Origin of the sequence: Flagellimonas onchidii, assembly GCF_004804315.1 — a bacterium.
Classification (GTDB): domain Bacteria; phylum Bacteroidota; class Bacteroidia; order Flavobacteriales; family Flavobacteriaceae; genus Flagellimonas; species Flagellimonas onchidii.
In genome coordinates this window covers 1-14,437 of record NZ_SRXX01000006.1, presented here as the reverse complement: position 1 = coordinate 14,437, position 14,437 = coordinate 1, and the positions used below count along the sequence as shown (strand labels likewise).

The following is a 14,437-nucleotide window of genomic DNA, read 5'->3' as shown; positions in this document are numbered from 1 at the left end:
ATACGCTTTTTGTCGATTAAAATAGGAAGTGCATCTGAAATAGATTAATTATGTGCGCAAAAGGTGGTAGGTAAATTATAAAAACCACGAAAGCTAAGAAAAGCCCCATTTTCTTGCAAGTACGAGAACTCTAATGCCATGGTGATTAGTTGACCAAAACTATCATTATGGAAAAAAATACTTTCTTATTTTTTAAGAAAAAGGTTTCATACAGTCTTTTTTCATTGGTGTTCCTTGCCTTTTGTCTAGGAATGACAACTCCTCTTAATGCATTAAATCCTAAAGGAAATACACCGTACTATACTGATACGGATAATGATGGAGTTCCTGATAATGATGATATAGATTCCGATAACGATGGAATAATCGATACCGTTGAAGATGAAAATTTAGATGGTGATGATTGTTATTGGACCAATCCAACCGATACAGATGGAGATGGTGTTCCCGATTATTTGGATATAGATTCTGATGATGACGGAATAATTGACAATATTGAAGCGCAATCCACAAATGGATATATTCCCCCTTCAGGAAAAGATATTGATGGCAACGGTTTGGATGATGCCTACGAAGAAACCCCTGGAAGTTGCGGTGGCTTGATTCCCGTAGATACAGATTATGATCACATTCCAGATTACAAGGACATTGACTCAGATGATGACGGCATACTTGATAATGTAGAGGCACAGCCTACAGTGGGATATACTCCACCGTCTGGAAACGATGTCGATGGTAATGGCTTGGATGATGCTTATGAAGAAACTCCCGGCAGTTGTGGTGGTGTTTTACCAATCGATACTGATGGTGATTATATCAAAGATTATAGGGATATCGATTCCGATAACGATGGTATAATAGATAACATTGAAGCTCAAGATCCTGGTCATATTCAAATCCCTTGTGGTATAGATGATGATAAAAATGGCTTGGATGATCATTATGAATCTTATCCTGGAGCTGGGGAAGGAATTACTCCTATTAATAGCGACACAGATCCGTTACCCAATTTTAGGGATATTGATTCTGATGACGATGGCATACCAGATAATGTAGAAGGGCAAACAACATCGGGATACATTCCTCCAACAGGAAATGATGATGATAACGATGGTTTGGATAATGCGTATGAGGGAAATGGAGACGAAGGAATAGACCCAGAGAATACTGATGAAGCCGATAACCCTGATTACCTTGACGAGGACACGGACAACGACATGGTAGCGGACAACAACGAGGGGAACGACTTCAACTTCGACGGTGTCCCCGACCAAGCGTACGTGGGCACCGATACGGACAACGACGGTCTTGACGACGGCTACGAGGGCAGTGATGTCAATGATGGCTATGACGTGAACGACGAGATCGACGACCCTGCCAACGACCTACCGGACACGGATGGCACCGAGGACGTGAACTACCGTGATATCGATGACGACGGTGACGGCATCGACACCCCCGACGAGGATGCTGACGGCGATGGGGACCCTACGGATGACGATACCGATGGTGACGGTACGCCCGATTACCTCGACCCTGATAGCCCTGGTGACGACACTGACGATGACGGCGTACCGGACAGTGTGGACCTTGACGATGACAATGACGGTATCCTGGACACGGTGGAGGACCACAATGCGGACGGGGACAACGACCCGTTGACCAATCCATTGGACAGTGATGGGGATGGACGCCCTGACCACTTGGACATAGATAGCGATAACGATGGCATCCCGGACAATGTTGAGGCCCAGCCCACATCGACCTATATTCCTCCGAACGATGACGACGAGGCGACCTATGAGGCGAACGATGGTGTGAACAGCGCCTATATCGGAGGCCTTACACCTGAGAACTCGGATGATGACGAGATTCCTGATTACCTTGACGAGGACACGGACAACGACATGGTAGCGGACAACAACGAGGGGAACGACTTCAACTTCGACGGTGTCCCCGACCAAGCGTACACGGGCACCGATACGGACAACGACGGTCTTGACGACGGCTACGAGGGCAGTGATGTCAATGATGGCTATGACGTGAACGACGAGATTGACGACCCTGCCAACGACCTACCGGACACGGATGGCACCGAGGACGTGAACTACCGTGACATCGATGATGATGGTGACGGCATCGATACCCCTGATGAGGATGCTGATGGCGATGGGGATCCCACCGATGACGATACCGATGGTGACGGTACGCCGGATTACCTCGACCCAGATAACCCGGGAGACGACACTGACGATGACGGCGTACCGGACAGTGTGGACCTTGACGATGACAATGACGGTATCCTGGACACGGTGGAGGACCACAATGCGGACGGGGACAACGACCCGTTGACCAATCCATTGGACAGTGATGGGGATGGACGCCCTGACCACTTGGACATAGATAGCGATAACGATGGCATCCCGGACAATGTTGAGGCCCAGCCCACATCGACCTATATTCCTCCGAACGATGACGACGAGGCGACCTATGAGGCGAACGATGGTGTGAACAGCGCCTATATCGGAGGCCTTACACCTGAGAACTCGGATGATGACGAGATTCCTGATTACCTTGACGAGGACACGGACAACGACATGGTAGCGGACAACAACGAGGGGAACGACTTCAATTTCGACGGTGTCCCAGACCAAGCGTACACGGGCACCGATACGGACAACGACGGTCTTGACGACGGCTATGAGGGCAGCGATGTCAATGATGGCTATGATGTGAACGACGAGATTGACGACCCTGCCAACGACCTACCGGACACGGATGGCACCGAGGACGTGAACTACCGTGATATCGATGACGACGGTGACGGCATCGACACCCCCGACGAGGATGCTGATGGCGATGGGGATCCCACCGATGACGATACCGATGGTGACGGTACGCCTGACTATCTGGATCCTGACATGATTAATGTAATAGATGCTGTGGATGATGCATACAACATTGATATTTCTGGAGGGACAATCCCAGATGCCAATGTGCTTGATAATGATACTTTAGATGGTAACTCTGTTACGCTTTCCGATGTAATTTTGACGTCAACTTCTACGAATGAACTGACTATCAATGAAGAGAACGGAAGTATTACTGTTGAACCCGGAACACTAGGAGGTACGTATACTATTGAATATACCATTTGCGAGATTGCTGATGTTAACAACTGTGATATGGGGACCGTGACAGTTGTTGTCGAACCTGGTATGGGTAGTGTTATTGACGCCGTTGATGATATGTACAGCATGGATGATTCAGGAGGGGTTATTCCTAACAGTAATGTTTTGGATAATGATGTTTTGGATGGTAACCCCGTAACCCTTTCTAATGTGATTCTTACTTCCACTTCTACGGATCAACTGACTATCAATGAAGAGAACGGAAGTATCACCGTTGAATCGGGAACACCGGCAGGCACATACACTATTGAATATACCATCTGTGAAGCAGCGGATGTCAATAATTGTGACACAGCTACCGTCACAGTGGTGGTGGAACCTAGCATGGTTAATGCTATCGAAGCGGTTGACGACTCTTATGGTTCTGATGGTTCAGGAGGAACCATCCCAAATAGTGATGTGCTTACCAACGATACTTTGAACGATAATCCAGTTATGCTTTCAGATGTAATCTTGACTTCTACAGCAACCAATGTACTTACTATTGATACCGATGGAAGTGTTGTTGTGACTTCAGGAACAGCAAGTGGTACGTATACCATTGAATACATGATTTGTGAAGTAGACAACCCAAGTAATTGTGATACTGCAATTGTTACGGTAAATATTGAGAACATAGAAGTGAATCAAATGTTGACACCTAATGGAGACCTTAAAAATGATTTTCTGTTCATCAGAGGACTGGACTATGTGAGATCAAGTACACTCAGAATTTTCAACCGGTGGGGAAAGACCGTTTATGAAGGTTCAAACTATGACAATGTGAACAATGTTTTTGACGGACGTTCACGTGGTAGGTCAACTTTGAGCGTCAACGATTATCTCCCCGCGGGAGTATATTTTTATATATTTGACTACGAAACGGATGAAGGAAGTTTTACCGACTCCGAATACATATATATAAGCAGGTAACATATTGAATCAGAATGGTTAAAAAACACTTTTTAATTCCGTTTTTATTTATTGTCTTGACGTTTCAGGACCTTACTGCTCAGCAAGATGCGCAATATACCCAATACATGTACAACACCCTTAGTGTAAATCCGGCGTACGCTGGGTCAAGAGGGCAGTTGACATTTGCGGGATTATATCGTTCGCAATGGGTAGGACTTGATGGAGCTCCAGAGACTTTTACGGTTAATCTTCATTCTCCAATTAGAAACAGTAGGTTGGGCTACGGTATTTCCATAGTTAATGATAATATTGGCGATGGGGTTGTTCAAGAAACATATCTTGATGCTGTTCTTTCCTATACGCTGGAATTTGCTGGAGAGAACAAGCTATCATTTGGTTTGAAAGCCGGCGGAAATATGTTAAGCTTGGATTTTAATGGCTTAAGAAACTTCGATCAGGAGATAGTGCAACAGGACAATATCGATAATCAGTTTAATCCAAATTTTGGATTGGGGGTATATTTCCATAACAATAGGTTTTATGCAGGTCTTTCCGCTCCAAATGTTTTGCAAACCGAATATTTTGACAATGGCGATTCCGATTCGGTTAACTTCTTGGCTGCGGAGCGAATCAATTTCTATTTCATAACGGGGTATGTTTTTGATTTAAATTCCGATCTGAAATTCAAACCCGCTCTTTTAACCAAGGCAGTTGGTGGGGCTCCCATTCAAGTAGATGTTTCGGCTACTTTCCTTTTTGCTGAAAAATTTAGTTTTGGTGCAGCTTATAGATTAGATGCTGCGGTAAGCGCGCTAGCTGGATTTCAAGTAACTGATCAGATTATGTTGGGGCTTGCCTATGATCGCGAAACAACCGAGCTTGGAGGCACCCAATTTAATGATGGATCATTCGAGGTCTTTTTAAGATTGGAGCTTTTAAAAGCCTTTCAAAAAACTGTGTCACCAAGATTCTTTTAATATAGGGTTATGCTAAAAAGAATATCCATACTTCTTATCATTTTTTTAGGGGGTGCATTATATGGCTTGGCCCAAGACAAGGAAAAGGTCAACGAGAAGCAACAAGCCAAGGTTAAAGCTAAGGCTGATGAGCAGTATAATGAATACTCTTTTAGTCCTGCCATAGATATTTACAAAAAAGTTCTTGACAAGGGATATGTTTCTCAAGACTTGTTAAAAAGACTTGCAAATTCATATTATTTCAATGCCAAGTATGAAGAAGCTGCTAAAGTATATCAAAGACTGGCAGAAGCTTATCCAGAAGAAATAGAACCTGATTATTATTTCCGATACGCCCAAAGTTTGAAAACGTTGGGAGATTATGATGAATCTGCCCGAATAATGGCAAAATTCAAGGAGATAACCGCCGCATCATCTGAAGATACATTTGATGAGGATTATTTGGAGAAAATCGAGAAGAACTCTGGTAGGTATAACGTTAAACCATTTCCATATAACAGTAAGTACACAGATTTTGCAGCATCCTACTATGAAAAAGGTTTGATTTTTTCCTCAGATAGAGATACAGGAAACTTGGCACGTTACAGACATACGTGGAATTCAAAGGATTTTTTAGATCTATATAAGGTAAACGCAGATAGTATTTCCAATGATCGAGTGGTAAAATTGGAGGGAGACGTAAATACTAGATTGCACGAATCCACCTCTGCTATTACCAAAGACGGTTCGACAATTTACTTTACAAGAAACAATTTTTTGGATGGAAAGAAGAAGAAAGACGAAAAAGGAGTCATTCGCTTAAAGATATATAGTGCCGAACTTGTTGATGGAGAGTGGACCGATGTAATAGAACTGCCGTTTAACAATGATTCGTACTCAGTCGCGCATCCGGTCTTGAGCCCAGATGAAAAGAAATTATATTTTGTATCTGATATGCCAGGATCACATGGTGAGTCAGATATTTTCATGACGGAAATTATTGGTGATGGAACATACGGACCTATTATCAATCTGGGCAAAAACATTAACACTAGGGCGCGTGAAACCTTTCCTTATATCACCAAGGACGGTGTGCTTTATTTTTCGTCTGATGGACATCAAGGTTTAGGAGGGTTGGATGTTTTTGCTACCAAAATTGCTTTTGGAAATTTTGATGAACCTGTGGTAAATGTTGGGAAACCCATAAATGGTAACCAAGATGATTTCGCATTTATCATGGATAATGAAAGCAAAACAGGTTACTTTTCTTCGAATAGGACAGGAGGGGTAGGAGAGGATGATATCTATGAATTTGTGGAAAATGAGCCATTGGTGCTGGACTGTATTCAAGACGTTACAGGTACTGTAAGGGATAGAATATCCAACGAGATTTTGGTTGGTGCAACAGTTAAAATCATTGATGAGGAAAATAACGAGGTGTCTTCTACCTTAACGGATTCTAAAGGGAACTATGTTCTTGATTTGGATTGCTCCAAGGGAAATTTTGTTAGAGCATCTAGGGATGGTTATGTTCCCGCAGAGGAGTATTTAAACAAATCCTATGGAAAACCTCGAATTGTTGATTTTTATTTAGAACGGGATGTGGTCACTGGTGGTTTTGGCGATGATTTGGCCAAGTTGCTCCAACTGAGTACCATTTATTTTGACCTTAACAAGTTTGATATACGTCCAGATGCGGAGATTGAAATTCAAAAGGTAATTGCAGCGATGGAGAAATATCCAAGTCTAAAGATTAAAGTGAACTCACATACTGACAGTCGTGGCAACGATGCGTACAACCTTTGGTTATCGCAAAAGAGAGCACAATCGACAGTAGATTATATGATCTCTAAGGGTATAGCTCGAGACCGATTGGAGGGAGAAGGTTTTGGTGAAACCCGTTTGGTGAACGATTGCTTCAATGGTGTCTCATGTTCTCGTGAAAAACATCAATTAAATAGACGTTCCGAATTCATTATTTTTGAGTAGGGCATCCATAGCGGATTACAAATAAGGGTGGAATGGCCCCTCTATCTCATATATGCCAAAGAGCCATATTGTTATGAATTGATTGATAAAATACATTCAATCACGGCATTTTTTTTTCACTCACACCTTGGTTTCGTCTCTTCACAAGTAGAATAGCATACTAGACAACATTTTTTGGTTGCCTTGAGGCATTCAATCTATTTTTATTCGGTTATAGATAATCGGAGATGATAAATCAATTTCCAAAGTAATCTGGCTGAATCAAAAAGATGAACATCAAAACCCTCGTACTTTTTCTTTTATTTTTAGGAACGATAAGTGTTTCTGCACAAACAACCATATGGTTTGAAGACTTTGAAAGCCCAAGTTCTGTTCAAGATGTATCCGGAACTGCGACTGGACCTGAAGCAACAACATGGTCAATTACTGGCGAAACCCACAACAATGTTATTAGAAGGTTGGATGTCGAAAATTTAAGTGGTGATCAGGTTATGCATGCCAGAAATACGGATGAGGTGGAAACCTGGTCCACTGGAGCTATAGATATATCGGCATATACCAATGTTTCCTTTAGTTTGGACGCGGGCTTTGCTGGAGTGGAAAACAATAACGCAACATTTGACAGGTTTGCGGGCGCATATAGAATTGACGGAGGAGGATGGATAGATTTTCAAAGTTCAACAGTAACTGGGGTTCTGGCCTCGTATTCTGTTACGGGTCTATCTGGCTCAACCCTTGAAATTAGAGTGCAATTCGCGACAAATCAAAATAGTGATTCCGAATACTATTTTATCGATGATGTCTTGGTTCAAGGGACTTCGGGAGGAACAAGCTGTAATACAATTTCTTCTTCTCCTGGATCCAATATTCCGGATGATGGATCAGGGCCACTTAACGCAAATTTGAGTGGATTTGCATCAGGTACAATTACCGATGTGAATGTTACCTTGAACATTACCCATCCTTGGGATGATGATTTAGATATTACTTTGACCAGCCCTGGAGGAACTACGGTTCTTCTTTCCAGTGATAATGGCGGCGGCGGTGATAACTATACCAATACCGTATTTGATGACGCCGCAGCAACTGCAATAACTGCAGGAACGGCACCTTTTACAGGTAGCTTTAGTCCAGAGGGGAACCTATCAGATTTTAACGGAGAGGATCCCAGTGGTACATGGACGTTATCAGTTAACGATGATTTCGCTTTTGCGGATGCTGGAACCTTAGATAGTTTTTCCATAGAAGTCTGTACCCTTGGAGTCGTATCTACGGATTTGGCAGTGGCCAAAACAGTTGATAATGGTACACCAAAGGAGGGCAGCAATGTTGTATACACCCTTACTGTAACCAATAATGGCCCTGAAAATGCAACCAATGTGAGCCTAACAGACATTTTACCGGCAGGAGTTACTTATGTAAGTGATGATGGTGCATATAACTCGGGAACTGGAGTTTGGACAATAGGAAGCTTGAACAATGGCGCTACTGCAACCCTAAACATTACTGCAAGTGTAAATGGAGGTACTAGTGGTACAACCATCACCAATACGATTACTGCTGTGAATGTCGATCAAACTGATAGTGATGCCACTGCAGATGATTTGAGCGAGTCAATTGTTCCGGCAGCAGATCAGCCCCCTGTACTTACAGTATCGGGGAATCAAGTATATTGCCCTGGAACATCACAGGCCATAGTAGAGACGGTTAGTTTAACCGACCCTGATGATACTACAGCGGACGCCATTTATATTCAGATTTCCTCGGGATATATTAATGGGGAAGATTTGTTGACCCTAACGGGCACTCATCCGAATATAACGGCCTCATGGGATGCGGTGGAAGGGGAGCTTACCTTACAAGGGCCTACTACTTTTGCTGAGTTTGAAACAGCAATCTTAGCAGTAGAATATTCAAGTAGTTCTGGAAGCCCAACAGGAACTAGACAGTTCTCAATTACCCCAGGTACGGCTAACTATTTACCACCAACCGGGCATTATTACGAATTTATCGCCAACCCAGGAATTTCATGGACCGCAGCTAGAGATGCTGCAGCGCTAAGAACCTATTTTGGTTTGCAAGGATATTTGGCAACATTGACTTCACAGGTTGAAGCAGATTTTTCGGGATCTCAAGCACAGGGAGTAGGATGGATTGGTGGAAGTGATGCGGCTACGGAAGGAGTTTGGAACTGGGTCACAGGCCCTGAAGCAGGAACGAACTTCTGGAATGGAGGAGCAGGAGGAAGCACACCTAATTTTGCCTTTTGGAATGCTGGGGAACCAAATAATGTTGGAAATGAAGATTATGCACATATTACAGACCCTTCAGTTACATCAACCCCAGGATCTTGGAATGATTTACCAGAAGCTGGAGGTGGCGGAGCTTATGCCCCTCAAGGGTATATTGTGGAATATGGTGGAACAATAGGTGACCCTGTTTTGAGCATTACAGGTGTTACTACATTAACTGTGGATAATGTAGCACCGACTGCAAGCAATCCAAGCCCTGTTACAGTCTATTGTTCATCTGATATACCAGCTTCTGACATTACTGTGGTAACTGACGAGGCTGATAATTGTACCGCTAACCCTACTGTAACGTTTATTGGTGATTCGAGTGACGGGGGAAGTAACCCAGAAATAATCACCAGAACTTACCGGGTTACAGATGGTTCTGGTAATACTGTCGATGTTACCCAGACCATTATAGTAAGCCCTATAACCATTGATACCCAGCCTAGTGATCAAACTGTGATTTTGGGTACAAATGGCACTTTTACCACCAGCACCACCAATGCAGATACCTATCAGTGGCAGGTAAGTGCTAATGGAGGAGGTAGCTTTTCCAACATAACCAATGGGTCTGAATATTCAGGCGTAGATACTGCTTTACTTACCGTTTTGACTGCGGGTTCTGATAAGCAGGGATATGTCTACAGGGTAATTGTATCCAACTCAACAGGTTCTTGTCCATCTTTGACTTCTTCAAATGCCACTCTGACCTTACGTGTTAATAGCGTCATAACTAACCGAAGAATTACGTACCGAGTAGATAGAAACTAAAAAAGAAATCAACGTAATAGATCTTTTAAACATCGGTATTTGATTTAATATCAGATAGATATACCTCATTATTTTAACTTTTCACCAAGACGATTCCAATCTAGACAACATTTTTTGTGCAAGTAATCCAATGAGTTCTAGTTTTAACAATTGATAGGTTCAAACTTAAATTTATGGGCAGATTGCATTTTTCAGCTTTTCTTTTCGTAGTGATCACACTATTGCTATCACATGATGTTGTAGGGCAGGTAAGTGAGAATTTTGAAAGTGGTACGGCAACTGGTTGGACTACATCCGGAACTTCATCAACAGGAACTTTCATTGTTGCCAACCCTACGGGAGAGAGCAGTGGTGGTGTTACTACTCAATTGGAGGATGACCATACGGCAGCTGGTGTAAATGCCTATTTTACGGCTACCAATAGCTCAGCAGGTAATGCAGATGTTGATGGAGGAACATCCATTACCACCTCACCAACATATAACATAACGTTGGCTTCTCAACTCTCAATTTGGTATTTTTTTGGGCAACGTGATAATGGTGATGATGTAAATGACTTTTTTCTATTGGAGTATTCTTTAAACGGGGGAGGTAGTTATACCAATTTGGTATCTATTGGAGATATTACTACTAATGCGGTTTGGACGGAAGCAACCGCTGCTATACCAGCTGGGTCTAACGTTGTAATTAGGGTAACGGTTTCAGATGGATCAGGACCTGGAGATATTATTGAAGGTGGAATAGATGATTTAAGCATAACGACCATTGCACCCGAAATATTGATAGAAGATGTTTCGATAAATGAAGATGCAGGAACCGCTACACTGACTGCAACACACAATGGTCCAGATGCTACAGGAGCTTTTACAGTAAATTATCAAACTAATAATGGTACTGCCTTGGCAGGGTCAGATTATACCTCAGATACGGGAACCCTTAATTTTAATGGTACTTCTGGTGATACCGAACAAATTACAATTACCATTTTGGATGATACCACCTTTGAATCGACCGAGAATTTTACAATATCATTTACGGCGACTTCAGACCCATCAATCTCGATTGTCGATACCGCTACGGTAACAATTAATGATAATGATAATGATCCAAATGTGACGCGACCTTATGAGGAAAGAGTGGCAATAAACCTAATGGGGAACTTTAAGATGCTCGGAAATACTAATTTACAATGTACTTCAGGTTGTCCTGGTACCCCTGTATCAAATAATCCACCAGTGGTCATGGGATACGCAGATGTAGATAGTGATGGCAGTACTGTAAATTCAAGTAGTAGCAACCTTAGTTTGCCCGTGGGGTCTACGGTACAATGGGCAGGATTATACTGGGGAGGGGTTTACAACAGTTCCAATGGGGGTATCACAAATCCTTCTGGCGCGTTGAATATTGACCAAGTTAAATTTATGGATCCCACGTCTGGAACATACACCTCAGTGAATTCGGATGTAAGAAACATAGAAACGACAAGTTTCGCTGGCTGGAATACATTTATGGCTTACTCAGATGTTACTTCTATTGTACAATCCGGAGGAAATGGTAATTATTTCGTCGCCGATATAGCTTTGGTTACGGGAAGTTCGTTTACAGGACCTCATGGAGGATGGACCATGGTAGTGATTTATAACGACCCTGCTGATACATCAAGAAACGTTAGTGTTTGGGATGGATTTGATTTCTTTGGATTTGGAGCCAACGACTCTTTTACCGTTACGGGACTTTTGACTCCATCTATAGGGACTTTTGAGACACATGTTGGCTATTATGGTATGGATGGTGAGGCTAGTAGCACAGGAGACTTTGTAAGTATAGAAGGAACTTCACTTTCAAATGCATTGAACCCTGCCAATAATACACTAAATGGAACCATTTCAGAGTTTGGCATTGACTTGGGAACTAGAAACCCAAACTTTGGCTATAGTTGGGGGGTGGATATTGATGTATTTGATGCAACCGGACTTGTTGCCAATAATGCAACCGAAATGGATGTGGTATTGGGAAGTAGTCTTGAAGGTATATGGGGAGGAGTCTTTGTTACTTCAAATGAGATTGCTTTTCCAACAGTGGCCACATCATCTTTCAACCCCACCACAATTTACGAAGGACAAGAATCCACCGTAACAATAAGCATTGAAAACCCCTCCAATGGAGTTTCACTAACTAATCTGGATTTAACAAACAACCTCCCTTTAGGAATGACAATAGCTTCTACTCCCGATGCTTCATCTTCGTGTGGAGGGACAATTTCTGCTGTTTCGGGAGCTTCAAGTTTTTCTATTTCCGGTGTCAGCTTACCAGCAGGAACCACTTGTACTTTTACATTTGACGTGACCACAAATGCTGCAGGAGTTTTCACAAATACAATTTCTCCATCTGATATAACTAACGATCAAAATATCCCGCTTTCAGGAACAACAACTTCGGATTTGACGGTTTTGGCGAGACCTGCAACCTTAATTACTAATCGTCAAATAACATATAGGGTAGATAAGGACTGATTTGCTTATTGATTTTTATAAGAAATAGGAGAGGAAAAACATTTTCCATTTACTGTTTTCCAAAATTTGACTTCTTTGAATATAATCTGTTTGTTTTATCAAATAAGCTGGATTCAACGATAAAAATTGTTTTTTGAAATAAGATAAAATTTCTTTTTGCAAAAGAAAGTGGGCATCCGAAAGCCTTTAAAAATACTGGTATTATCGACCAATGACCTCTAAAAAATTAAAGTTTTTTTAAGTTATCACCTCAAGATTTAACCGCTATACCTTCGGAATTTAGGTATACACAACAAATATTTTCACCCCCTATAGGTAAAGGTAATTTTGTAAAGTGTTGTAGTGTTTTGAATTGTGAACGATTTAAATGCACACAACGAATTAGCATAAAAGATTACAAAAAACATATTCAGACGATGTCATTTAACGTAAACCCCATGAAAAAGAGCATTATAATCATTGCCTTATTATTTTTCTCAGGATTTGCCTATTCACAGACCACGGTAACATTGCAAGACCAATGCAATTGTGAAGTGTTGAGTGGAACAGCCGTTTCCAGTTCAGGAGCAGTCACTCCAAGTGGAGCAGATGCAGGAGACATATATGTGAATACCAGCACAGGTACCATCTATTTTTGGGATGGAGATTCCTGGGAATTGACATCTTCGGATGACCAACAATTAACGGGGTTCACTTTTGATGGAGCTACCAATCAATTGACATTAACTTTAGAAAATGGGGGAAATGTAAATGTCGATTTAAGTAGTCTTAGCGATACATTGACCGATACAAATACGACAATTGCCTCTTTTGGCATAGATGCCACCAATACAAATTTGGTTATTACCGATTCAGATACCAATACATATTCAGTTGCTTTAGCTGATATAGCTGCTTTAGTTGACACTGACACACAGTACACTGCCGGCAACGGCCTGAACCTTGACGGCAGCAACGAGTTCACGGCCGTTGCGAGCCCTGATGCGGACAATGCCCTTGACGTACGCGCCAACGGCATCTATGCGACGGACGACCAGGACGCCGGAGAGGTGTCCTTCGACGACAGCACCTCCTCATTGGGCGAGACCGATGTACAGGGTGCCATCGACGCACTTGCGGGCCGTACGGACAACGACACACAGTACACTGCCGGCAACGGCCTGAACCTTGACGGGAGCAACGAGTTCACGGCCGTTGCGAGCCCCGATGCGAACAATGCCCTTGACGTACGCGCCAACGGCATCTACGCGACGGACGACCAGGACGCCGGAGAGGTGTCCTTCGACGACAGCACCTCCTCATTGGGCGAGACCGATGTACAGGGGGCCATCGACGCACTTGCCGGCCGTACGGACAACGACACGCAGTACACTGCCGGCGGCGGCCTTGACCTTGACGGCAGCAACGAGTTCACGGCCGTTGCGAGCCCCGATGCGAACAATGCCCTTGACGTACGCGCCAACGGCATCTACGCGACGGACGACCAGGACGCCGGAGAGGTGTCCTTCGACGACAGCACCTCCTCATTGGGCGAGACCGATGTACAGGGGGCCATCGACGCACTTGCTGGCCGTACCGACAACGACACGCAGTACACTGCCGGCGGCGGCCTTGACCTTACGGGCACGGTCTTCTCCGCGGATGTGAGCACGACTGCGGGCAACGCCCTGACGATCGATGCGAACGGGCTTTATGTCCCCGATACGGACAACGACACACAGTACACTGCCGGCAACGGCCTGAACCTTGATGGGAGCAACGAGTTCACTGTGGCGATCAGCGGCAACGCTGGCAACGCCCTGTCGATAGTGGGCGGTGAGCTCTTCGCC

Annotated in this window: 6 protein-coding genes; all 6 read left to right on the top strand. The window is 43.5% G+C overall.

What is annotated here, in order from left to right:
- Positions 1–167 precede the first annotated feature (167 nt).
- Positions 168–4,103: a T9SS type B sorting domain-containing protein gene (locus tag E4661_RS07735; RefSeq protein ID WP_136466267.1), complete on the top strand. Its 3,936-nt coding sequence runs from the start codon at positions 168–170 to the stop codon at positions 4,101–4,103.
- Positions 4,104–4,117: 14 nt separating this feature from the next.
- Positions 4,118–5,062 carry a PorP/SprF family type IX secretion system membrane protein gene (locus E4661_RS07730; RefSeq protein WP_136466266.1) on the top strand — a complete coding sequence of 315 codons (945 nt, stop codon included), beginning with the start codon at positions 4,118–4,120 and terminating at the stop codon, positions 5,060–5,062.
- Between the two features lie 9 nt (positions 5,063–5,071).
- Positions 5,072–7,030: an OmpA family protein gene (locus tag E4661_RS07725; protein ID WP_136466265.1), complete on the top strand. Its 1,959-nt coding sequence runs from the start codon at positions 5,072–5,074 to the stop codon at positions 7,028–7,030.
- Between the two features lie 269 nt (positions 7,031–7,299).
- The gene (locus E4661_RS07720; protein WP_136466264.1) at positions 7,300–10,095 is read left to right on the top strand and encodes a proprotein convertase P-domain-containing protein; all 2,796 of its coding nucleotides are present in this window, start codon (positions 7,300–7,302) and stop codon (positions 10,093–10,095) included.
- A gap of 173 nt (positions 10,096–10,268) precedes the next feature.
- Entirely contained in the window at positions 10,269–12,608 is a 2,340-nt protein-coding gene (locus E4661_RS07715; RefSeq protein ID WP_136466263.1) for a DUF7933 domain-containing protein, read from the top strand.
- Between the two features lie 437 nt (positions 12,609–13,045).
- The coding region (locus E4661_RS07710; RefSeq protein ID WP_136466262.1) for a hypothetical protein at positions 13,046–14,437 on the top strand (1,392 nt) is incomplete at its 3' end.

Coding starts and splice junctions, on each gene's coding strand:
- E4661_RS07735 (WP_136466267.1), top strand. CDS start 168: ATGGAAAAAAATACTTTCTTATTTTTTAAGAAAAAGGTTTCATACAGT.
- E4661_RS07730 (WP_136466266.1), top strand. CDS start 4,118: ATGGTTAAAAAACACTTTTTAATTCCGTTTTTATTTATTGTCTTGACG.
- E4661_RS07725 (WP_136466265.1), top strand. CDS start 5,072: ATGCTAAAAAGAATATCCATACTTCTTATCATTTTTTTAGGGGGTGCA.
- E4661_RS07720 (WP_136466264.1), top strand. CDS start 7,300: ATGAACATCAAAACCCTCGTACTTTTTCTTTTATTTTTAGGAACGATA.
- E4661_RS07715 (WP_136466263.1), top strand. CDS start 10,269: ATGGGCAGATTGCATTTTTCAGCTTTTCTTTTCGTAGTGATCACACTA.